The sequence below is a fragment of the Leisingera sp. ANG49 genome, from assembly GCF_059694505.1.
The window spans coordinates 17633-39844 of the sequence record NZ_JCATZN010000014.1; the positions used below are offsets into that span (position 1 = coordinate 17633).

The 22212-nt window shown below is 63.3% G+C and carries 22 protein-coding genes; 8 read left to right on the top strand and 14 right to left on the bottom strand.

All coding sequences use genetic code 11. From position 1 onward, the window contains the following. Positions 1–19 precede the first annotated feature (19 nt). The 6 genes from AC58NV_RS22430 to AC58NV_RS22455 form a co-directional block, all read right to left on the bottom strand. Positions 20–1372 (bottom strand): glutamine synthetase family protein, encoded by a 1353-nt coding sequence (locus AC58NV_RS22430; RefSeq protein ID WP_497229155.1) that lies wholly within the window; start codon positions 1370–1372, stop codon positions 20–22. 116 nt (positions 1373–1488) lie between these two features. After that, positions 1489–2523, bottom strand: a complete 1035-nt coding sequence (locus tag AC58NV_RS22435) for a TRAP transporter substrate-binding protein (protein ID WP_497229137.1) — start codon at positions 2521–2523, stop codon at positions 1489–1491. A 23-nt stretch (positions 2524–2546) separates the two neighbouring features. After that, on the bottom strand, positions 2547–3284 hold the full coding sequence (locus AC58NV_RS22440; protein ID WP_497229138.1) for a DUF4336 domain-containing protein: 738 nt from the start codon (positions 3282–3284) through the stop codon (positions 2547–2549). Next, positions 3274–4776, bottom strand: a complete 1503-nt coding sequence (locus tag AC58NV_RS22445) for a TRAP transporter large permease (protein WP_497229139.1) — start codon at positions 4774–4776, stop codon at positions 3274–3276. The genes AC58NV_RS22440 and AC58NV_RS22445 overlap by 11 nt, the downstream gene beginning before the upstream one ends. Beyond that, positions 4776–5372, bottom strand: coding sequence for a TRAP transporter small permease subunit (locus tag AC58NV_RS22450; protein ID WP_497229140.1), 597 nt, complete (start codon positions 5370–5372; stop codon positions 4776–4778). Before AC58NV_RS22450 ends, AC58NV_RS22445 begins: the two co-directional genes overlap by 1 nt. Then, a complete protein-coding gene (locus AC58NV_RS22455; RefSeq protein WP_497229141.1) occupies positions 5365–6150 on the bottom strand; it encodes an N-formylglutamate amidohydrolase in 786 nt (261 codons plus the stop codon). Before AC58NV_RS22455 ends, AC58NV_RS22450 begins: the two co-directional genes overlap by 8 nt. A 153-nt stretch (positions 6151–6303) precedes the next feature. Here AC58NV_RS22455 and AC58NV_RS22460 point away from each other — a divergent pair, with 153 nt between their 5' ends. The 3 genes from AC58NV_RS22460 to AC58NV_RS22470 all read left to right on the top strand — a co-directional run bounded on the left by AC58NV_RS22460 (position 6304) and on the right by AC58NV_RS22470 (position 7993). Further along, positions 6304–7176: a MurR/RpiR family transcriptional regulator gene (locus AC58NV_RS22460; RefSeq protein WP_065266030.1), complete on the top strand. Its 873-nt coding sequence runs from the start codon at positions 6304–6306 to the stop codon at positions 7174–7176. Positions 7177–7252: 76 nt separating this feature from the next. After that, the gene (locus AC58NV_RS22465; RefSeq protein ID WP_366663473.1) at positions 7253–7597 is read left to right on the top strand and encodes a hypothetical protein; all 345 of its coding nucleotides are present in this window, start codon (positions 7253–7255) and stop codon (positions 7595–7597) included. A 45-nt stretch (positions 7598–7642) separates the two neighbouring features. Further along, a complete protein-coding gene (locus AC58NV_RS22470; RefSeq protein WP_497229142.1) occupies positions 7643–7993 on the top strand; it encodes a RidA family protein in 351 nt (116 codons plus the stop codon). A 57-nt stretch (positions 7994–8050) separates the two neighbouring features. Here AC58NV_RS22470 and AC58NV_RS22475 read toward each other — a convergent pair whose 3' ends face one another. The 8 genes from AC58NV_RS22475 to AC58NV_RS22510 form a co-directional block, all read right to left on the bottom strand. Continuing rightward, a complete protein-coding gene (locus AC58NV_RS22475; protein ID WP_497229143.1) occupies positions 8051–9325 on the bottom strand; it encodes an aspartate aminotransferase family protein in 1275 nt (424 codons plus the stop codon). 64 nt (positions 9326–9389) lie between these two features. Next, positions 9390–10493, bottom strand: coding sequence for a mandelate racemase/muconate lactonizing enzyme family protein (locus AC58NV_RS22480; protein WP_497229144.1), 1104 nt, complete (start codon positions 10491–10493; stop codon positions 9390–9392). Beyond that, positions 10490–11083, bottom strand: a complete 594-nt coding sequence (locus tag AC58NV_RS22485; protein WP_497229145.1) for a dimethylsulfonioproprionate lyase family protein — start codon at positions 11081–11083, stop codon at positions 10490–10492. Before AC58NV_RS22485 ends, AC58NV_RS22480 begins: the two co-directional genes overlap by 4 nt. Before the next feature lie 4 nt (positions 11084–11087). Then, positions 11088–12197 carry a mandelate racemase/muconate lactonizing enzyme family protein gene (locus AC58NV_RS22490; protein WP_497229146.1) on the bottom strand — a complete coding sequence of 370 codons (1110 nt, stop codon included), beginning with the start codon at positions 12195–12197 and terminating at the stop codon, positions 11088–11090. Further along, positions 12194–13306 carry a mandelate racemase/muconate lactonizing enzyme family protein gene (locus AC58NV_RS22495; protein ID WP_497229147.1) on the bottom strand — a complete coding sequence of 371 codons (1113 nt, stop codon included), beginning with the start codon at positions 13304–13306 and terminating at the stop codon, positions 12194–12196. Before AC58NV_RS22495 ends, AC58NV_RS22490 begins: the two co-directional genes overlap by 4 nt. A gap of 18 nt (positions 13307–13324) precedes the next feature. Continuing rightward, positions 13325–13933 carry a dimethylsulfonioproprionate lyase family protein gene (locus AC58NV_RS22500; protein ID WP_497229148.1) on the bottom strand — a complete coding sequence of 203 codons (609 nt, stop codon included), beginning with the start codon at positions 13931–13933 and terminating at the stop codon, positions 13325–13327. Next, complete coding sequence (locus AC58NV_RS22505) at positions 13930–15012, bottom strand: alcohol dehydrogenase family protein (protein ID WP_497229149.1); 1083 nt, start codon at positions 15010–15012, stop codon at positions 13930–13932. The genes AC58NV_RS22500 and AC58NV_RS22505 overlap by 4 nt, the downstream gene beginning before the upstream one ends. Positions 15013–15114: 102 nt before the next feature. Further along, on the bottom strand, positions 15115–17574 hold the full coding sequence (locus AC58NV_RS22510) for an FAD-dependent oxidoreductase (protein ID WP_497229150.1): 2460 nt from the start codon (positions 17572–17574) through the stop codon (positions 15115–15117). A gap of 71 nt (positions 17575–17645) precedes the next feature. On the opposite strand from AC58NV_RS22510, the gene AC58NV_RS22515 reads away from it, so the two are divergent. The 5 genes from AC58NV_RS22515 to AC58NV_RS22535 are packed head-to-tail and all read left to right on the top strand — an operon-like array spanning position 17646 to position 22189. Further along, a complete protein-coding gene (locus AC58NV_RS22515) occupies positions 17646–18533 on the top strand; it encodes a MurR/RpiR family transcriptional regulator (RefSeq protein ID WP_421053447.1) in 888 nt (295 codons plus the stop codon). Then, positions 18530–19639 carry an aromatic ring-hydroxylating oxygenase subunit alpha gene (locus AC58NV_RS22520; RefSeq protein WP_497229151.1) on the top strand — a complete coding sequence of 370 codons (1110 nt, stop codon included), beginning with the start codon at positions 18530–18532 and terminating at the stop codon, positions 19637–19639. Before AC58NV_RS22515 ends, AC58NV_RS22520 begins: the two co-directional genes overlap by 4 nt. Before the next feature lie 6 nt (positions 19640–19645). Beyond that, positions 19646–21100, top strand: a complete 1455-nt coding sequence (locus AC58NV_RS22525; protein ID WP_497229152.1) for an aldehyde dehydrogenase family protein — start codon at positions 19646–19648, stop codon at positions 21098–21100. 4 nt (positions 21101–21104) lie between these two features. Next, positions 21105–21809, top strand: coding sequence for a glutathione transferase, Atu5508 family (gst, locus tag AC58NV_RS22530; protein ID WP_497229153.1), 705 nt, complete (start codon positions 21105–21107; stop codon positions 21807–21809). Then, positions 21806–22189, top strand: coding sequence for a carboxymuconolactone decarboxylase family protein (locus AC58NV_RS22535; RefSeq protein WP_497229154.1), 384 nt, complete (start codon positions 21806–21808; stop codon positions 22187–22189). The genes gst and AC58NV_RS22535 overlap by 4 nt, the downstream gene beginning before the upstream one ends. The last annotated feature ends 23 nt before the right edge of the window (positions 22190–22212 follow it).

The following is a 22212-nucleotide window of genomic DNA, read 5'->3' on the forward strand; positions in this document are numbered from 1 at the left end:
GCCCCCGGTGTTCTCCGGATCAGGCCCGCTCGAACCCGCGGGCGATCTCGTAGTCGGTGACCACCCGGTCGAAATCCTCGATCTCCACTTCCGCCGCGCGCACGTAGTGGTCGACCACGTCATCGCCCATCGCTGCGCGCAGCATCTCCGAGCCTTTCAGCGCCGCCGCCGCATCGCGCAGGGTGCCCGGGATCATGCCGGTATCGCCCTGGTAGACATCGCCCCTGGTGGGGGCCTGCAGCTCCAGCCCCTCCTCGATGCCGGCAATGCCCGCCGCCAGCATGCCTGCCATCGCCAGATAGGGGTTCATGTCGGAGCCCGGGATGCGGCATTCGACGCGGATTGCCTTGGTGCCGTCGCCGCAGAGCCGGTAGCCCGCGGTGCGGTTGTCCACCGACCAGATGATCCGCGTCGGCGCAAAGGTGCCCTTCATGAAGCGCTTGTAGCTGTTGATATAGGGCGCCATGAAGGCGGTGTAGTCGGGCGCGTATTTCAACAGGCCCGCCATGTAGTTCTTCATCAGCGCCGACATGCCCAGCCCGCCGCTCTCGTCAAAGAACGCGGGCTTGCCGTCCTGCCACAGCGACTGATGCACATGGCTGGAGGAGCCGACCTTGCCGTGGCTCCACTTCGGCAGGAAGGTGACCGCGTGGCCCTGTTGCTCGGCGATCTCCTTGATCGCGTGCTTGGCGATGGTGTGGTATTCCGCCGTCTCCATCGCCGCGGCGTATTTGATGTTGAGCTCCTCCTGGCCGGTCTCCGCTTCGCCCTTGGAGTTCTCGATGGGCAGCCCCGCATCCCACAGGTGGTTGCGGACCGGGCGCATCACATGCTCCTCGCGGGTGGTCTGCAGGATGTTGTAATCCTCGTTGTAGCCGGAGATCGGCTCCAGATCGCGGAAACCCGAGCGGCGGATCTCGTCAAAGCTTCTGGCGAACAGGAAGAACTCCAGCTCGGTGGCGCACATCGCGTCATAGCCCATCGCCTTCAGCCGGTTCACCTGTTTCTTCAGGATCGCGCGGGGGGAGTGGGAGACTTCTTCGTGCGTATGGTGATCCAGCACGTCGCACAGCACCATCACGGTGCCCTCCAGCCACGGCACCGGGCGCAGGGTGGAGAGGTCGGGCTTCATCACATAGTCGCCGTAGCCGCGCTCCCAGCTGGTCGAGGCGTAGCCGTCCGGCGTTGCCATCGCCAGGTCGGTGGCCAGCAGGTAGTTGCAGCAATGGGTTTCCTCCCAGGCGCCATTGACGAAATGCTTGGCGTGGAAGCGCTTGCCCATCAGGCGGCCCTGCATGTCCACAAGGCAGACCAGAACGGTGTCAACCGCGCCCGAAGCAACCTGGTCCTTAAGAGTGTCGAAGGAGAGCATGAGCGGCCCTTTGTCTGTTGCGCGCAAAACTTTTCCTCAAAAGTTTTGGCAAATTCCTTGAGTAAGGAATTTGGCCCGCTGCGGCGCAGGCCAAATTCCATGTTTCAGCCGGAGGCTCAGCCGTAGCGGTAAGGGCGGCCGGCCTTTTGCATGTCAGCGTTATACTTCTTGAAGATCTCCACAACTTTCGCCTTGGTCTCGGACTCGGCTGCGATTTCATCCCAGAATTTCACGGCCGCGTCTTCGACTTGCTGCCATTCGTTGTCGGGAATGGTGGTCAGCTTCATCTTGTCGCCGTTCACGCGCAAGGACGCTTCGCCGCCCCAGTACCACCACTGGCGGTAATAATGCGACTGGTCGCAGCAGACGCGGAACAGGGTCTGCAGATCTTCCGGCAGCTCGTTCCAGCGGCCCTGGTTGGCAAAGAACGACCCGGCCCAGGCGCCAGAGATGTTGTTGGTCAGGAAGTAGTCGGTCACATCGGCCCAGCCGACGGTGTAGTCTTCAGTGATGCCGGACCAGGCGATACCGTCCAGCTCGCCGGTCTGCACCGCGACCTCGATGTCTTCCCACGGCAGGGTGACCGGCACCACGCCGAACTGCGCCAGGAAACGGCCCGCGGTCGGGAAGGTAAAGACGCGCTTGCCCTTCAGGTCAGCCAGCGAGTTGATCGGGTCCTTGGTGGCAAAGTGGCAGGGGTCCCAGGCGCCGGCCGAGATGTGCTTGACGCCGACCTTGGAGTATTCCTCGTCCCAGATCTCGTTCAGGCCGTACTGGTTGAACAGCACCGGAACGTCGAGCGAGTAGCGCGAGGCAAAGGGGAAGTAGCCGCCGAACACGGTCACCTCGGTGGGCGAGGCCATGGAGTCGTCGTCCGACTGCACCGCGTCGATGGTGCCCCGCTGCATGGCGCGGAACAGTTCGCCGGTGGGGACCAGCTGATCGGCATAGTAGAGTTCGATCTGCATCCGGTCGCCGGCGATCTTGTTGAACATGTCGATGGCGGGTTTGACCACGTGTTCAGCCAGCGCCGCGCCGGCATATGTCTGCATGCGCCACTTGATGGTGGACTGGGCCAGCGCCGGGGTGGCCAGCGGCGCCGCCATGGCGCCAGCCCCGGCGGTCTGCAAAAACTTGCGTCTTGTTGTCATAACTTCCTCTCCTCTGTTGAACTTCAATCAATGCCCGGCCCGCAGGGCGCCAGGTTCCTGAACCCTTCGCGGAGCCGTTGCGGTGCATTCTCGCGGAGGATGTCGCCATGCGCGAGCACGACGGTTTCCGGTTTCCACTCCAGCATCCGGGTCAGCGCTTTGCGCAGCTTGTCCCGGTTGCCGGAAAAGGAGAACCAAATGTCGATCGGCATCTTGCCGTTGGGCGCCAGGATGCCCGCTGCCCAGGCCAGCGGCCTGATCCAAAGCGGCAGCGTCTTGCTGGGCATGTTTTCGATCAGGTCGGTCAGCACCAGCACCTTGGAGCGCTTGTGGAAGAAGACCACCTCTGTGTGCACCTTGCTGCCGTGCACGATAAGCTGCTCCATATCATCAGCCCATTCCGGATCAGCGCTGTCTTTAAGGTCGCGGTCAAAGCGGACCTCCGCACCTTGTTTTCTGGCCCGCTCGCGCACGTTGGGCGAGGCCCAGGCGATGGCCTGCGGATAAACGACAGCCCACTCCGCGATATAGGCGTAGTGAATCCAGTTGGGGGACACCAGGTGGCGGATGTGCCCCAGCGTCTCCAGCTCTGCTGCCAGTTCCTTGCTGTACTGGATCGGCGAGTGCAGAAACAGATCGCCGTTCGCCAGGCGGATGACCGTCATCCGGGTCTTAAAGGGGATCTTGTAGAACTGGATGGCCGGGCCGTCCACGATCCAGATGTCCGGCCCCAGGGGCTGCAGCATTGTCTTATTTTCCATAGACATACTCCGGCAGCCACAAGGCGATTTGCGGGAACATCATGATCAGGGCCAGCGCCAGCACCATCACCGCGGCAAAGGGGATGATCGAGACATAGATGTCCTTCAGCCCGATCTCCGGCGGCGCCATCGCGCGCATCAGGAACAGGTTGTAGCCGAACGGCGGCGTCATATAGGCGATCTGGGTGGTGATGGTGTAGAGCACGCCGTACCAGATCAGGTCAAAGCCAAGCGCCCCCACCAGCGGCACATAGAGCGGCGCCACGATCACCAGCATCGCGGTGTCATCCAGGAAGGTACCCATCACGATGAAGCTCAGCTGCATCAGGATGAGGATCATCCAAGGGCTGAGGGCCAGCCGTTCGGTGAACAGATCTTCGATTGCCTTCACAGCGCCCAGCCCGTCGAAGATCGCGCCAAAGGCCAGGGCTGCCAGGATGATCCACATGAACATGCAAGAAATGCCGAGCGTCGAGCGCACCGAGGTTTCAAACACCTTTTTGGACATCCTCCCCTTCAGCACCGCGGCGATAAAGGCGGTCATGGCACCGATGGCCGAGCTTTCCACCAGCGAGGTCCAGCCGTTCACGAAGGGCACCATCATCGCCGCAAAGATCGCCAGCGGCAGCACGCCAGAGAACAGCAGGCGGTATTTTTCCTTCATGAACAAGTCCTTGTAGAACATCGCGTTCTTGCGGGTCAGGAAGGAGACGAGGCCCAGAGCCAGCGCCACGCCAAGCGCGGATTTAGTTTCCATTGCACCGGTCAGGATCAACAGCGGCACCAGCACCAGCGCACCCAGCACGATGTAGTTCAGGCGCAGCGGGTGGTCGGTGATCTGCTCGTATTCCGCCAGATCCTCGTCATGCATGGCAGGGCCAAGATGCGGCTGCATCCGGGCGCGGACGTAGATGTAGATGATGAACATGGTGGCCATCAGCAGGCCCGGGATCACGCCGGCCAGCCACAACTGCCCCACCGGCTGGCGCGCGATCATTGCATAAAGCACCAGTACCACGGAGGGCGGCACCAGAATGCCCAGGCTGGAGCCTGCCTGAATAGTGCCGGTCACCAGGATCTTGTCATAGCCGCGGCGCAAGAGTTCCGGCAGCGCAATGGTGGCGCCAATGGCCATGCCCGCCACCGAAAGGCCGTTCATCGCCGAAATCAGAACCATCAGGCCGATGGTGCCGATCGCCAGCCCGCCCTTCACCGGCCCCATCCACACGTGGAACATCCGGTAAAGGTCGTCGGCAATCTTCGATTCCGAAAGCACGTAACCCATGAAGATGAACATCGGCAGCGTCAGCAGCGGGTACCACTTCATCAGCTTCATGGCGGCAGAAAACGGGATTTCCACCCCGCCGGTGCCCCACAACAGCATGCCCGCTACCGCGCCGACAAAACCGATGGCGCCGAACACCCGCTGGCCGGTCATCAGCATGAGCATCATGCCGGCAAACATCACAATGGCGATCCATTCGTAGGACATCAGATTTCAACTCCGCGCAGGCGTCCGATATCCCGGAACAGTTCGGCAAGGCATTGCAGCAGCATCAGGAAGACGCCGAAGCAGAGGATGGTTTTGACGGGCCACAGGAACGGCCGCCAAGCGGTGGAGCTGCGCTCCAGATAGCCGAGCTTTTCACCGGCGGCCGTGGGGCCTTCGGTCACAAGCGTCTTCAGCAGGTCCCAGAAGAACTGCACCGGCTCCAGTCCGAAATAGCCCAGGGAATAGGCGGTGGAGCTCAGCGCGCCGTACATCAGAATCACCAGGTAGGTGATCAGGAACAGCACCGTGAACGCATCGACCATCGCCTTGGTTTTCGTCGACCAGGCGCCATAGAAAAGGTCCATCCGCACGTTCGACCCCATCTGGATCGAATAGGGACCGCCGAGCACGTAATAAGCGACCATCACGAATTGCGCGGTCTCCAGCGTCCAGAGCGACGGGTTGAAGAAGGTCTTGGAAACCGACGACCACAGCAGCACACCGATGAGGGCAAAGACCAGATACATGGCAAAGCGGCCAATGAAGCGGTTCATCGCGTCGATGCCGCGGACATAGGCCCGGATTATTCTAGGCATCAGGCCCTCCCTCCGCCGCCAGCGCGACCAAGGCCGGGCGCAGCAATGTCAGCATTTCTTCTGCCATGGCCTCTTCTTGTTCCGGCGTTGCCACCAGGTCATTGCGGATTTCGATCATCACATTGGCCAGCCCGTGGGCCAGCCCGTGAAGCTTCAGCGAATGGGTCACCCCGTCCGCCGGCCCATAGGGCTCGTTGCGCTCCACCCGGCGGTGCGTCAGGGCAGGGGCGGCTGCCAGCATCGCGTCCGCCAGGCGGCTGTCATCGTCGTGCAGGATGCCGATTTCGACCGCGCGGTGCTGGCCGAAATAAACGGGCGTGAAGCTGTGCATGGTGACCAGGATGGTTTCCTGCCCGGCATCCTTGCGTGCCTGAATTACTTCGGAGACGGTCCTGCAGAATGGCACATAAACCGTGTCCACCCGTTCCTGCCGGTCTTCCGCGCTCAGCCCGAAATTGCCCGGCACCGCAACCAGTTCGGATTTCTCCGGCATGGCGCTGGCGGCCTCGGGCGGGCGGTTGCAGTCATAAACCAGCCGCGACACCCTGCTGGCGACCACCGGGGCGTCCAGCGCTTTTGACATGTGCAGGGCCACCGCGCGGGCACCCGGATCCCAGGCAGCATGGCTCAGCCGGTCGGCCTCGCGCAGACCCAGCCCGTCGTATCTGGCCGGGATGTTGCTGGAGGCATGCTCGCACAGCAGCAGGACCGGGCTGGTGCCGTTACGGTTCACCACCTCCACTGCGTCCCTCTGAGTGTGAGAATCACTCCCGTGCATCTGCGGCCTCCCTGTGAATTGGAAAAATGTTTCCATGAAGAGATATTTGTGTCAATATCTTTTCATGATCGGTTCTGAACAAGGATTCCTGAAACTTTCTTTTCAGGCCGGATCCGGAGTAGAAAGTGTCTGTTCAATAACAGGAATGTGCCGTTGTCGAAGCCGCCCGCCACCGTTCGCGAGTTGATCCGCGAGAATTATTCGTCGCTGACCCAGTCCGAGCGCAAGTTCGCGAATTTGCTGCTGGAAAACTATCCTGCAGCTGGCCTGGCCTCGATCACCATCGTGGCAGGGAATGCCGAAGTTTCCACACCGACGGTCGCACGGATGGTGCAGAAGCTGGGCTTCAAGGGTTATCCGCAGTTCCATCAGGCGCTGCTGAAAGAGCTGGAGGCCAAGGTCTCCGGCCCCACCAAGCGGCGAGACAACTGGGCGTCCGAGGCGCCGGAAGGCCACCTGCTGAACAGATTTGCACAGGCTGTTACCGACAACCTGCAGCAGACGTTTTCCAATATAGACTCCGCTCAGTTTGATGCGGCCGTGCATCAGCTCGCCAATACCGAGGGGCGGCTTTATGTGGTGGGCGGCCGCATCACCCGGGCGCTGGCTGATTATGCCTTTACGCACTTCCAAGCGATCCGGCAGCGGGTTACCCATATGACGTCCTCCTCTGCCACCTGGCCGCACTATGTGCTGGATATGGTGGAGGGCGATACGCTGCTGATGTTCGATGTCCGCCGGTACGAGACCAACCTGCAGCGGCTGGCGGAACTTGCCTCCGAACGCGGGGTGAAGATCGTGCTGATTACCGACCAATGGGCCAGCCCGATCGCCTCGGTCGCCGAACACACTTTCAACTGCTGGGTTGAGATTCCCTCGGCCTGGGACTCCAATATCTCCACCATGATGCTCTTGGAGGCCATGATCGCCGCCACTCAGGAGGAGAGCTGGGACAAAACCAAGGACCGTTATGACCGCCTGGATGAGCTGTTCGACATGACGCGGCTGTTCCGCAAGTTCTCCTGACACACCGCATGGACATTGCCCTCTGGTTGCGACTTACTGGGTGGGAAGCCGGTTTCATTCAGGCAGGAGTATTCACATGCGATTTTCCGGAATTCTGACAGCTGCCGCAGTAGCAGCCTTGGCCGCGGCACCCGTTGCTGCTAACCCGCTCAGCCGCATTCTGGCCAAGTCCGGGCTGACGCCGCAGGACACCAATATCATGCGTGAGGCGGAACAGTCCCTGCTGGCAGAGGCGCAAGGCGGCAAGCGGGCCAAGTGGACCAATCCGGACAGCGGAGCGCACGGTGAAGTGCAGGTGGCCGGCAAGGAGGGCGATTGCGTGCTCCTGCAGCATCAGGCCTTTATCAAGGACGACCAGACCCCCAAACAGGTCCGTCGCAAGTTCTGCCCTTCTGAGGGCAAGTGGCTGCTGTCCCAGTAAGGCCGGCGGCAGAAGTGCAGCAACAGTTTTTCCAAGGAAGAAGAAATGTCTGAAATTACCCGCAGCCACACTGGCCAGCGCATGAGCCAGATCGTGACCCATGGCGAAACCATCTATCTGGCGGGCCAGGTCGGCACCGCGGGCGCCAGTGTGGCGCAGCAGACCCAGGATTGCCTGGACAAGATTGATGTGTTGCTGGCGGAGGCGGGCAGCGACAAGACCCGCATCCTGCAGACCGTGATCTGGCTGGCAGACATGAAGGATTTTGCCGAAATGAATGCGGTCTGGGATGCGTGGGTGCCTGAAGGCCACGCACCTGCACGGGCCTGCGGTGAAGCCAAACTGGCACGAGAGGATTTCCTTGTGGAACTGATCGTGATGGCGGCCAAGGCGTAGAAGCCTTTTGACCATGCGAACAAAGGCGGGCTTCTGGCCCGCCTTTTCGTTTGGGTATTAGTCCAGAGCCGCGGCGGCCTTCCTGATGGCGGTTTCGGTCTGTTCCAGATCTTCTTCTGCCAGTGCCAGGCTGGGGTAGGTCTTGCTCGGGGATTTGAAGATGCCTTCTTGGCGCAGCACCGCATTGTAGCGCTTGGTACGTTCCGCATCGCCCGCCTGGGTGTCGCGGTAGTCGCGCACCTTGGCACCAGTAAACACCACCTCGAACAGCGAAGGTTCACCGATGATCTGGAACGGCACCCCGGCCTCTTCCAGCGCAGCACTGGTCGCGTGCATCAGCCGCTTGCCGGTGCTGTTCAGCTGGTCATAAGCCCCGTCGCGGCGCAGCACCTCCATGGTCTTGAGGCCCGCAACAGCGGCCACCGGGTTGCCCGACAGCGTCCCCAGCTGCATCAGCCAGCCCTCGGCGCCGACCTGCGCCTTGTCGAAATGCCGCATGATATCGGCGCGGCCCACGATGGCTGCCAGCGGGAAGCCGCCGCCGATCACCTTACCCAGGGTCGCCAGGTCCGGGGTCACGCCATACAGCTCCTGTGCGCCGCCATAGGAGAAACGGAAACCCGTCACCACCTCGTCAAAGATCAGCAGACTGCCGTGTTTCTGGGTTTCCTCGCGCAACAGCTCCAGGAAGCCCGGCAGCGGCGGCACGATGCGCTGCAGCGGCTCGGCGATGATCGCGGCAATCTCGTGCCCGTGCTCTGCCATCAGCTGCTTGATGTATTCAAAATCGTTGAACGGTGCGACCAGCACCTCGGCCGCCACAGACTGCGGAATGCCCGCACTGTCCGGGATCGCCTGCGGGAAATTCACTCGCTTGGTTGGCGCCAGGCTCATTTGCGCCTCGGCGGACATGCCGTGATAGCCGCCCTCGAACTTCACGATCTTGGTGCGCCCGGTAAAGGCACGGGCAAGCCGGATCGCGTACATATCCGCTTCGCCGCCAGTGGAGACGTAGCGCAGCTGCTCGCCGCAAGGAACAGCGCGGCAGATCTCCTCGGCCAGCTCAATGCCGCGGGCGTTGTTGGCAAAGAAGGTCATGCCCTTGGGCAGCTGCTCCAAGACCGCCTCCATGACCTCCGGGTGGCCATGGCCCAGCATCATCGGGCCGGAGCCGATAAGGTAGTCGATGTATTCCTTGCCGTCTTCGTCCCACACGCGGGAGCCTTTGCCTTCGCGGATTACGATACCGGGATCAAAGTTGCCGAAGCCGCCCGCGGGCAGCACCGCGCGGGCGCGGTCAATCCATTCAGCTTGGGTGAGGATCTTTTCCATGTCTCTTGTCCTGTTGAGGGCGGGTTGCCCATTGTAGGGAGTATTTTGACCAGAAAGTCAAAAATCAGCCGATCACAGCTGCGGGAGCACCTAAGGCCTCCCGGTCAGGCCGCACGCCAAGCCCCGTGCCTTCGGGGGGCGCGATGCGGCCATTGCGCCTTTCGGGTCCTTCCGGTGCCAGCCGCGGGCTGACGTAATGGGACAGATCGCAGACGTTCAGCACGCGCAGCGGATCGGTGGATGCGCCCAGGTGCAGCAGCGCCGCGGTGGTGATGTCAGAGCCCCAGGTGTCCTCGATGCACATCTTGGCGCCCAAGTGCAGGCACAGGTCGCGCGCGCGGCGCGACGCTGACAGGCCGCCGAATTTCGACAGCTTGATGGCCACCGCGTCCATCACACCCGCCGCATGGCCCGCCAGCAGCGATGCCGTGTCATGCGCGTTCTCATCCAGTTTCATCGGCAGCCCGCAGGCCGCCCGCACCCGCGCGCAATCCTCGATGGTGGCGCAGGGCTGTTCCAGCATGATGTCCAGATCCGCCACGGCCCGGCCCACGCGCGATGCATCCAGCGAGGTGGCGCCGCAGTTCCAGTCGCCATAGACCAGCGGACCGTCTCCGACCGCCTCCCGCACCAGCCGCAGCCGCGCCACATCTGCCTGCCAGTCGCGGTCCGCACCCAGTTTTACCTGAAACTGAGTAATGCCGGACTCCTGCGCCTCGCGGGCAATGCGCGCCATCTCCTCCGGCGCAACGCAGGTGATCGAATGATAGAGCGGCATATCCGCTTGCCGCTGCCCGCCCAGCAGCGCATGAAGCGGCAGGTTTGCCGCCTGTGCGGTCAGGTCCCATAGGGCGATGTCGATGGCGGACTTGGCATAAGCGTGCCCTTGCAGCCAATGATCGAGCTTGGCCATCACCGCCTCCGGCCCCACCGGATCAGACCCCAGCAGCACCGGTGCCATCTCCTCGACCGCAGGCACCACGCCGCGGGCATAGGCGGGCAGGTAATGCGGGATCGGGCAGACCTCGCCCCAGCCGCTGAGCCCGGTATCCGTGTCCAGCGTCAGCACAACGCTTTCGACCGTGTCGCAGGTCTTGCCCTCGGCCATGTGATAGGCGGTGTGGCTGGTCAGTGGCACATGCCACAGGGAAATTCGGGTGATCTTCATGTGCGTGTCCCCAAGTCGGATTTCTTCAACAGATCGTCCCCGCGCCAGAAGGCCGCCGCCAGCAGCGGGCCGGGCACCATATCAATGGCGTGTTTCTGGTGCGGCGCGTGGTGGATGGTGTCGCCGGGCCCCGCATCCCGGGCCGGGCGGCCTTCGGAATGAAACCGGGCCTGGCCCGCGAGAATCAGATAGGTCTCTTCCGGCGCGTGCGAGTGCTCGTCATAGTGCTGCCCGGCGCCCCAATAGCCGAGGGACAGCCGCATCTCTTCGCTCTGATACAGCCCCTCGGGCGAGATCAGGTTGACCCAGCCGTAATTGTCCAGCCACTCGCGGGTGAAGCCGTCGGCCTCGGTATAGGTCTGCTTCCAGCGCAGGCGCGGCAGGGCAGAGGTCAGTGCAACCACCGCAGGCGCAGTCGCCTTGCTGACCTGCCTGCCGGCATCCGCTAGCTCTTCAATTTTATCGCAGACCGGCAGCCGGCGCGGCTCCACCTGCAGCACCGGCAGGTTCCGCATCCGCGCGGCAAACCAGGCCAGCCCTTCAGTCCGGGCAGCAAGCTGTATCAGTTCAGTGAGCAGCCGCGCGGGCATCACACTAGCCTCCGTAAACCGCAACCGGATCCCCCAGCACGCCGTCCTCGGGCGTCACGCCAAGGCCGGGCAGGGAGGGCGGCACCGCAACACCGCGGTCATTCCGCGCGCCCTGGCCGGGGACCGGATCCACATCCAGATGATAGTGGCACAGCCAGCTCGCCAGCCGGTTTGCCGCGGGCGTCGCAGCTGCCAGATGGATCGCCGCGGTATCCGCCAGCGCAGAGCCGCCCACATCTTCGATATGCATCTGCCAGCCGACCGAGACGCCAAAGTCTCGGATCTGCCGGGCCTTGGTCAGCCCACCAACGCGGTTGGGCTTCACCTTCACGCCCTCGCAGGCGCCGCGCTTCCAGGCCTGCAGATGGTCGCCAAAGGTATGCAGGCATTCGTCCAGCATGATTGGGTTGGACACGCGCGCCGCCACATGGGCGCATTGATCCAGCGTCTCGCAGGGCTGCTCCACCCAGTCGCGCGCCTTGACCGAGTTCAGAACCTCCACCGCCACCGCCGGCTGCCAGGCGCGGTTCACGTCAAAGGTCACCTTGTGCCCCTTGGGCAGCCCCTCGGAAATCGCCTCGATCCGTTCGACATCCAGGCCGATGTCGGTGCCGCCCACTTTGGCAGAATGAACGGTATAGCCTTTTTCTGCTGCACGGGCGATCAGCGCCAGCATCTCCTCCGGAGTTCCGGTTGAGATGGAGGAGTTCACCAGCACCGGCGCCGCCTCAGCCCCGCCCAGCAGCTGCCACAGGGGCAGACCGGAGGCCTTGCCCAGGATATCCCAGCAGGCCATGTCGATGGGTGATTTCACACAAGGGTGTCCCGGCAGCTGCACGTCCATCACCCGGTTCACATGATCCAGGCTGCGCGGGTCCAGCCCGATCAGGGCGGCGGCCAGCGTCTCGATCCCTGCCCGGATTCCCGGCCCATGCGCGGGCAGATAGGTATGCCCCCAGGGACAGCCTTCACCCCAGCCGGTGACGCCCTCATCCGTGTCGATGCGCACAAAGGTGCTGTCGAGCTTCTCAAACTTCAGCCGCCCGCCCGACAGGTAGTAGGGCTCGGTCAGCGGCATATCGAGCTGGTAGACGGTGATGCGGGTGATTTTCATGCGGTGCCTCCAAACTCGGCGACAGGTGCACCGAGGCTTTCGAAATCCGGGGTTACGCCAAGGCCGGGCGCGTCCGGTGCGTAGAGCTTGCCATTCTCTGCCCAGGCGCCGCCGATGCCGGTGGAGCGGGTGTTGTAGTTCATCAGGTCAGTGGTGTTGTGCAGGTATTCCGCTGGAGTAGTGGCTGCGAAATGCGCCAGCGTCGCGCTGGCGATCTCGCCGCCCCAGGTGTCCTCTGCCACCACGGGCAGGCGGTTCTCGATCAGGTAGTCCCGCACCCGGCGCGCCTTGGAGATGCCGCCGAGGTTGGAGATCTTCAGGCAGACCAGATCGGCGCCGTGATCGGCAACGATGCGCTGGGCCGCATGCATTCCAGTCACGCATTCATCCAGTTTCATCGGCAGATCGGTGCGCATCCGCACCTGCTGGCATTCCTCGTAGGTCCTGCAGGGCTGTTCCAGGATGTAGTCGAGGTCCTTGGTGGCCCGCGCCACCCGCAGCGCGTTGTCGACCCGCCAGCCCTGATTGGCATCAGCCATTGCCTTCTCGCCCGGCTTCAGCAGCGGCACTGTGGCGCTGATGCGGTCGATATCCGCCGCCCAGTCGCCGCCCACCTTGATCTGGAACTGGCGGTAGCCCTGAGCGCGGTAGCCATCCATCTCGGCGATGGTTTCCTCGGTGCCCTTCTGCGGAGCCACCCGGTACATCGGCGCGCCATTGGTCAGCTTGCCGCCCCAGAGACGCCATAGCGGAGCATCCAGCGACTGGCCCAGAATATCCCAGCAGGCGGCATCAAACGGGCCCTTGGCATAGCCATGCCCCTGCACGAGGTGGTCCATGATCCGTTCAATCCGGGATGCATCGCGCGGGTCCTCGCCGATCAGCGCGGGCGCCACCAGCCGCGCCAACGCCGGCACACCCTCGGAGTGCGCCACCATGTAGTTCTCGCCGCAGGGGGTGAACTCACCGCAGCCCTGCAGGCCCGCGTCGGTGTCGATCACCACGACAGAAGCTATGGCAGTTTCAATGGCATTGCCCGCGCCCCAGACATAGGCGCCGCCGACATACGGCAGGCTGGTCTGAAACACACGGATACGGGTGATCTTCATGTTCGGCGCTCCTGTTGCTCAGCCCGGGGACATTGCCGGGTCATCCGCCAGCCCCTCGCCGCGCCAGAAGACGAAGCAGAGGATCGGATGCTCGTTGGTGATCATCGCGTGGGGCTGGTTTGGCCCGTGCATCTTGGTATCGCCCGGCACCAGACGGCGCACTTCTTCGCCCTTGGCCATAAAATCGGCGCTGCCGGAGAGGATGGTATAAAGTTCCTCCGGCCCGTGCTGGTGCCAGGGGTAGTCCAGTCCCGGCCCCCAGTAGCCTATGGTCATCCGGCTCTGCAGCGAGTGGAAATGGCCGGTCGGCCCCACCAGCTCAAACCAGCCGAAGCGCTGCAGGAAATCCTGGCCGACTTCCTCCTCGGTGTAGGTGAGGCGCCACTCTGCATGCGGTGCCAGCGCCATGATCGCCTGCTGCAGGGCACGGACCTCGGCTTCGGCCGGGATGCCTTCGGCGGCAAAGCCCGGGTCCGATTGGACAAGTGCTGCGCCGGGCACCCGATGCCCCTCGCGGCCGCCCCAGGTGATGTCATCCGGCCAAGGCTGGAAGCCGGCCGCCGCGGGCAGGGCGGCATGGAATGCCTTGGCGGCCTCCAGCGCCTGATCGAATAGGTCTTTGCTCATGGGGTCACCACAATGTTTCCGGTGTGCTTCTTGGCGATGAAGGCAGCCTGCGCTTCCTTCAGCTGCTCCAGCGGGTAAGTCGCCGCCAGCGCCGGCCTGAGTTCGCCCTTCTCGATGTAGGAGACCACATCCGTGAAGTTATGATGCGGTGTCACGGTCGACCCGGTAAAGGTCAGGTCGCGCAGATAGAAGGTGCGCAGGTCCATCTCCACCATCGGTCCGGCAATCGCACCCGAGCAGGTGTAGCGGCCGCCGCGCTCCAGCACGTCGATCAGCTTGGGCCACTGCGCGCCGCCGACCACATCGGCGACCACGGTCACCTTCTCATCGCCAAGGGCGGCCCGCAGGTTCTCCGGCGCGCGCGGCAGGATCAGGTCGGGGCAAAGCTCCGCCACTTCGGCGTGCTTGGCCTCGGAGGCCATCGCGATCACCCGTGCGCTGCGCCGTTTCGCCAGCTGGATTAGCGCGCCGCCAACCCCGCCGGAGGCGCCGGGGATCAGCACAGTGTCTCCAGCGCTCACACCCGCGCGGCTCAGCATCCCTTCGGCTGTGACATAAGAGCAGGAGAAGGTCGCCAGCTCCGCATCACTGAGGGGGCTGTCGACAATTGCCACGCCGCGCACGTCCACCTTGGTGTATTCGGCAAAGCCGCCATCGCATTCGGAGCCGAAGTAGCCGGCCTTGTCCTTGTTTTCCGGGTCATCCCAGTCGCGCACCCAGCCGCCGACCATGACGCGCTTACCGATCAGGGCCGGGTCAGCACCATCCCCCACGGCCACCACTTCGCCAACCGCATCCGCACCTTGAATGCGCGGAAACGTCAGGGGGCGGCCGCCCCAGGTCGGGTCTTCCTCGCCCACTTCGTCAAAGGCGCCGCCGGTGGTGGCGTCCTCGACAGTCTTGGAATACCAGCCGGAGCGGGTGTTCACATCGGTGTTGTTCAGCCCGCAGGCGCCGACCTTGATCAGCACTTCCATCGGCCCGGGCTGCGGCGCCGGCCAGTCCTGGTGCCATTCGTATTTGTCCAGATCGCCGTGGCCGGTCAGAACCATCGCCTTCATGGTTTCGGGCAGGGTCATTGTTCGCGTTTCCCTTTTGGCTATGGGGAGGGGGCGCTGCCCCCCGCCTTTGGCTCCCCCCGGAGTATTTTTGGAAAGATGAAAGGGGGAGCCGGGTTCTGTTTATTCCGCCGGGGTGAGCGCGGCGTCGGTGCGGGGCAGCAGGCTTTCGGGGTCATAGGCGGGGGCGCCCAGGATCCGGCCTTGGCGCGGCTTGCCTGCGATCACCACTTCGATCTCAGTGCCCGGCACATTGGCGTGCGGCTTGACATAGGCAAAGGCCAGGATCTTGCCGACGGTATGGCCATAGGCGACCGAGGCGGTGGAGCCCACAACCTTGCCCTCCAGCATGAGAGCTTCGCCGCCGTGGCCGTCTTCGGCGCCGTCCGGCTCGATCTCCAGATAGGCGCAGACCCAGGGCTTGTCCGCGTCGTTCAGCGTCTTGTCCTTGCCCAGGTAGTCCTTGTCGGTGCGGGCAAAACGCAGCACGTCAGCTTCGGCTAGGGTCACCTCGTTGGTCAGTTCGCCAGCGCCTTTGAAGCCTTTCTCCATCCGCATCGCGTTCATGGCAAATGAGCCGTAGTCGGCAATGCCATATGCCTCGCCAGCGGCCCAAAGCGCGTCGTAGACCGCCAGGGTGCTGTCGCGCGGGATGTGCAGTTCCCAGCCAAGCTCGCCCGCATAAGACATGCGGAAGGCCCAGAGTGTGTGGCCCGCAACCTCGATCTGCTGCGCGGTCAGCCATTTGAAACCGGCGTTGGTCAGATCTGCATCAGTGCAAGCGGCCAGGACCTCGCGGGCTTTCGGGCCATTGAGAGCAAGGGCGGCCCACTCGGTGGAAAGCGTTGTGATCTCCACCTCTTCGCCCGCGAGGTTCTGGTTCAGGTGGTCCAGGAGCCGCTGTTCGAAGAACGCAGCGCAGACCAGGTAATAGTTGTCCTCTGCCAGTTTCACGACAGTGGTTTCCAGCTCGATCCGGCCGCGGCGGTTCAGCATGTGGGTGAGGGCAATGCCGCCCACTTTCTGTGGCAGACTGTTGGCGGTCAGCCGGTCCAAGAGGGCGGCGGCACCGGGGCCCGAGACCTCAACCTTGGTGAAGGCGGAGATGTCCATGATGCCGACGCTGTCGCGCACCGCTTTGCATTCCAGCCCGACCATGTCGTGCACTTCATTGCGGCGGAAGGAATAGTGGTCCTGCTGGGCAACGCCGTTCTTGGCAAACCAGCGCGGACGCTCGTGGCCGTAGACCTCCTCGTAGACCGCGCCTTTTTCCTTCAGCCGTTCATAAAGCGGCGAGGGTTTGATCGGGCGGCCTGCCAGGCGGTTGAAATGCGGGAAGGGGATCTCGTGGCGCAGCTTGTAGTCCTCATGCGCCTTGGTCACTTGCCAGTCCTTGGTGGCGTAAGAGCCGAAACGGCGCGGGTCGTACTCGCGCATCGAGATGTCAGCAGAGCCATGCACCATCCAACGCGCCAGTTCGCGGGTGAGGCCCGGGCCCCAGCCGATGCCGATCTGGGTGCCGCAGCAGCACCAGTAGTTCTTGACGCCCGGCGCCGGGCCGATCAGCGGGTTGCCATCCGGCGGATGCGAGATCGCGCCGTGCACTTCGCGCTGGATGCCCAGCTCGGCAAAGATCGGCATCCGGTTCAGGCTTTCCTCCAGCCAGGGCATCACCCGGTCGTAGTCGGCGTCAAACAGCCAGTTCTCGTATTCCCAGGGGCAGTGGTCATGCCAGACCGAGTTGCTGCCTTCCTTCTCGTAGATGCCGATCAGGCCGCGCTTTTGCTCCATGCGGATGTAGCCGGAGACTTTCTTGTCGTCGCGGATGACGGGCAGTTCCTTGTCCAGTGCCTCGAACTCCGGCACCGGTTCGGTCACGAAGTAGTGGTGGGTCATCGAGGTCATCGGCAGCTGCAGCCCGGACCACTCGCCCATCTGTCGGGCATAGGTGCCGCCGGCGTTGACCACATGCTCGCAGCGGATGGTGCCTTTTTCCGATTCCACGATCCACTCGCCGTTGTCGGCCTGGGTGATGTTGGTGGCACGGCAGTGGCGGATGATGCGGGCACCCAGCTGGCGGGCGCCGGCGGCCAGGGCCATGGTCACGTTGGTCGGGTCCACATGGCCGTCATCGGGTGTGTAGAGCGCGCCCAGAACCCCTTCGAGGTTATAGAAGGGGTGCAGCTCGGCGACCTTTTCCGGGCCGACCAGTTCGATATTGAAACCCAAGGAGCGGCCCACCGACAGGGTGTGGCGCAGCCAGTCCATCTCATCCTCGGTATAGGCCAGGCGGAAGGAGCCGCAGCCGTGCCAGGTCACCGCCTGGCCGGTCTCTTCCTCCAGCTTCCCGGAGTAGAGTTCGATGTTGTAGTCCACGCATTTGCCCAGCCCAAAGGAACTGGTGGAATGGGTGATCTGCCCCGCCGCGTGCCAGGTCGAGCCGGAGGTCAGTTCGGATTTCTCCAGGAGCACCACCTCCTCGCCCCAGCCCTCATGCGCCAAGTGATAGGCCAGGCCCACCCCCATCACGCCGCCGCCCACGATGACCACCTTGGCCTGTGTCGGGAATTCTTTCTCAGCCATTTTGCCGTTCCTGATTGCAGAGTCGCTTTTCTGCTCGACAGGCTAATTCCATATTTGTACCATCGTCAATCATGAATGGCACAAATGTATCATCGACTGTTTTGGAGCGCCTCACCGAAGAGTGGGACGCGCTGACCCCGGAGGCACAGAAGGCGGCCCGCTATGTGCTGGAAAACCCTGCGGATGTTGGGGTTTCCACCGTGCGGGAGATTGCCGAGGCGGCGAATGTGAAGCCCAATACCTTTGTCCGCATGGCGCGGCAGGTGGGCTTCGAAGGATATGAGGATTTCCGGGCTCCGTTCCGCGAAGCGATTCGCAAGGGCGGGGTGTCCTTCCCCGACCGGGCGCGCTGGTTGCAGGACATTTCCAAGTCCGGCGAGCTGGGCGGGCTTTACGCCGATATGGTAGGCGCGGCGATCCGCAATATCGAGGAGACCTTTGCGGGTATCGATGCGGACGGGCTTGAGGCCGCGGCGCAGGCGATCTGGCAGTCCCGGCAGGTCTTTACCCTTGGGGTTGGCGTCAACAACGCCAACGCCCGCAACTTCACCTATCTTGCCTCCACCGGCATGAAGCAGTTCCACGCCATCCCGCGGCCAGGGTCCACGGCGGTCGATGACCTTGCCTGGGCCGACAGCCAGGATGTGCTGATCGCGATGACCTGCAAGCCCTACCGGGCCGAGGTGATCGAGGCGATCAGGATCGCGCGCGAACAAGGGGTCACCATTGTCGGCATCTCCGACAGCCCCGCCAGCCCCGTGGTCCTGAATGCGGATCACGGTTTTGTCGTCGCGGCGGACACGCCGCAATTCTTCCCGTCATCCGTCTCGACCATCGCCCTGCTGGAAACGCTGCTCTCCTTCGTGATTGCGGTCTCCAGCGAGGAAATCGTCGAGCGGGTGGAGAAATTTCACAAACGCAGGCACCAGCTGGGCCTTTATGCGGAGGAACCTGAATGAATGCCCCACTGACCCATTCCCTGGAGGCTCGGTACTACACCGATCCGGCCATCTATAAGGCGGAACTCAAGGGCCTTCTTGCGCGCACCTGGCAGTTTGCCGGCCACGCCAGCCAGATCCCGAATGTCGGCGATTACTTTGCGTTTGAGATCGCGGGTCAAAACCTGTTTGCGATCCGTGGCCGCGATGAAGTGATCCGCACCTTCTATAATGTGTGCCAGCACCGTGCCCACGAGATGGTCACCGGCACCGGCAACACCCGTGTCGTGGTATGTCCGTACCACGCCTGGACCTATGAGCTGACCGGCCACCTGCGGGCAGGCCCGAACATCAAATCGGTGCCGGGATTCGACCGCGAAAAGATCTGCCTGACCGAGGTCCGCACCGAGGATTTCAACGGCTTCATCTTTGTGAACCTCGACGATAACGCCGCCACGATGGACGAATGGTTCCCCGGCGTGCGCGAGGAAATCCGCGAGTTCGTGCCCCACATCGACAATCTGGCCCCGCTGGAATGGGTCGAGGTTCCGGAAAGCTGCAACTGGAAGGTCTCTGTCGAGAACTATTCCGAATGCTATCACTGCCCGATGAACCACCCGACCTTCGCCGAGGGGGTGGTGAAGCCGGAAACCTATGACATCCAGCCGGACCCAGACGGCAGCTATGTGCTGCGCCACACCACCGAATGCCAGAGCCTGGAGGCGATGACCTATCCCGTCGACCTGTCCGTTCCGCATGCGGGCGACTACCAAAGCTGGTTCCTGTGGCCGATGTTCTCCTTTCAGTGCTACCCGGGCAATGTGCTGAACACCTATCACTGGCGCGCAACCGGCGTGGACAGCTGTACCGTCTGGCGCGGCTGGTACACCGAAGGCGGCGCCGAAAGCGATGTGATCCGCGGCCTTGCCGTGCAGGACCGCCAGACCACGGTTGAGGAAGACATCCGCTTGGTGGAATCCGTGCAGCGGGGCCTTCAGTCCCGCGGGTACCGTCCCGGTCCCCTGGTTGTAGATCCCTCTTGCGGAGTGAACTCGGAACATTCAATCCTGCATCTCCAGAAGTGGATGCGTGAAGCGGCAGACCACGACCTCGCAGCAGGGAACTAACGGACTATGACACAGCTTGATGCCGAATGGCTGAACTATATCGATGGCGCCTGGGTGCCCGGCGGGGCAGGGTGGATTGATGTCACCAACCCGGCCAATGGCGAGCTGCTGGCGCGCCATGCGCTGGCCGATGCCGCGGACGTGGACCGCGCCGTGCAGGCCGCCCGCCGCCTGCACCTGTCCGGCGAGCTGTCGGCGCTGCGCCCGATTGCCCGCGGCCGCATGGTGCAGGCCATGGGCCGCTATCTGCTCGACAACATCGACGAAATTGCCCGCGTCCTGACCCTGGAGCAGGGCAAGCCGCTTTGGGAATCCCGGATCGAGATCGAGGGCGCCGCCCTCTATTTCGAATACTACGGCAACCAGGCCAGCACCGTCGAAGGCCGCTCGATCCCGCTGGGCGGCGGCTATTTCGACTGGACCGAGAATGAGCCGATGGGCGTCTCCGCCCAGATCATCCCCTGGAACTACCCGGTGGAGATGACCGCGCGTTCATTGTCGGCGGCACTCGCCACCGGCAACGCCTGCGTGATCAAGACGCCCGAGCTCACCCCGCTCACCAACGCCTGGCTTGCCCGCGCGGCCGAGGCCGCCGGTTTCCCGGCTGGTGCGGTCAACGTGCTCTGCGGCTACGGCCATGAGGCCGGTGCCGCGCTGTCGGGCCACCCGCAGGTCAATCAAATCGTCTTCACCGGCTCGGTGCCCACCGGCATCCGCATCGCCACCGCGGCGGCAAAGAACGTGGTGCCTTGCGTGCTGGAGCTTGGCGGCAAATCCGCTGCCATCGTGCATGAGGACGCCGATCTCGAAGCCTTTGAGAACGACATCCGCTGGGGCATCTACTTCAACGCAGGCCAGGTCTGCAGCGCCATGAGCCGCGTCATCGTGCACGAAAGCCGCCACGACGAACTGGTCGAACGCGCGGTGAATGTGGCCCAAAGCCTCAGCGTCGGTGCCGGCATCGACCGGCCTGAGTTTGGCGCCAACATGGGCGCTATGGTCTCCATGCCTCAGCGCGACCGTGCCCTGGGCATCGTCCAGCAGGCCCAGGCCGACGGCGCAACCATCGCAGCTGGCGGCACCCCTGTCGGCAATGCAGGCGCCTTTCTGGCTCCGACCATCGTTTCCGGCATCACCCCGTCGGACAGCATCGCCAGCGAGGAAATCTTCGGCCCCGTCTTGTCGGTGCTCAAATTCCAGTCCGATGCTGAGGCAATCGAGATTGCCAACAGCACAGAATACGGACTGGTCGGCGGCGTCTTCACCCGCGACCTGGACCGCGCCACCCAATCGGCCCGCCAGATCCGTGCAGGCCAGGTGTTTGTGAACGAATGGTACGCAGGCGGTGTTGAAACCCCGTTCGGCGGCTTCGGCAAATCCGGCTACGGCCGCGAAAAGGGCCGCGAGGCGCTGTGGAACTACGTGCAGACCAAGAACATCGCCATGAAACTGAAAGGCTGAACCCGTGGCGGCGCGCTACCAGCTCTACTACTGGCCGATCCCGTTCCGGGGCCACTTCATCCGCTATGTGCTGGCCTATGCCGGCCAGGACTGGGAGGAGCCCGGCTTTGAGGCGGTGGCAGCGCTGAAAAATCAGGGCGTGGCGGAGCAGCCGCGCCCCTTTATGGCGCCGCCCCTGCTGGTTGACACTCAAACCGGCGCGCATCTCAGCCAGATGCCTGCCATCCTGATGGCGCTGGGCCGCGAACACGGGCTGCTGCATGAGCCAGACCAGGCCCTGCGCCTGATCTGCGACGCCTCCGACATCCTGTTCGAGATCACCCGCTATCACGGTGCCCTGATGTGGGATGGGGCGAGCTGGCAGGAGTTCCGCGCCAGCCGCCTGCCGCGCTGGATGCAGATCCACGAGCGCATCGTGGCGGAGGCAGGTGTCTCCGCCGGCCAGGGTTTCCTCGGGGGCAGGGACCGCCCCAGCCTCGCAGACCTGGTGCTGGGCGCGCTCTGGCACACGATGGCTGACCGCCTGCCGCCCTTGCGTTCTTTGCTTCATGCAAACGCGCCGGTGCTGGAGGGCCTGGCAGACCGTATCGCCAATGAACCGCCCATCGCTGCCCTGATCGCAGACTGGGCCGAACGCGAACCAGTTTACTGCGCAGGCCGGATCGAGGCCTCGCTTTTGAACATGCTGAATATGGAGACCAAGACATGAGCACTTTTGACGAGGACCTGTTCCTGAAAGGCCTGGAGCAGCGCAAAGGCACCCTGGGTGCCGAATATGTCGAAAAGAACCTGGCTGCGGCGGATGATTTCACCCGCCCGTTCCAGGAGGCGATGACTGCCTGGTGCTGGGGCTTCGGCTGGGGCGACGAGGTGATCGACGCCAAGACCCGCTCGATGATGAACCTCTCGATGATCGGCGCGCTGGGCAAGATGCACGAATGGGAGATCCACTGCCGCGGCGCCATCAACAATGGCGTCACCAAGGAGGAGATCCGCGCCATCATCCATGTGGTCGGCATCTACTGCGGTGTGCCACAGGCGCTGGAATGCTTCCGGGTCGCCCGCAAGGTGCTGGAAGAGCAGAGCTGAGTTTTTCTGTTCTGAAGTTTTGA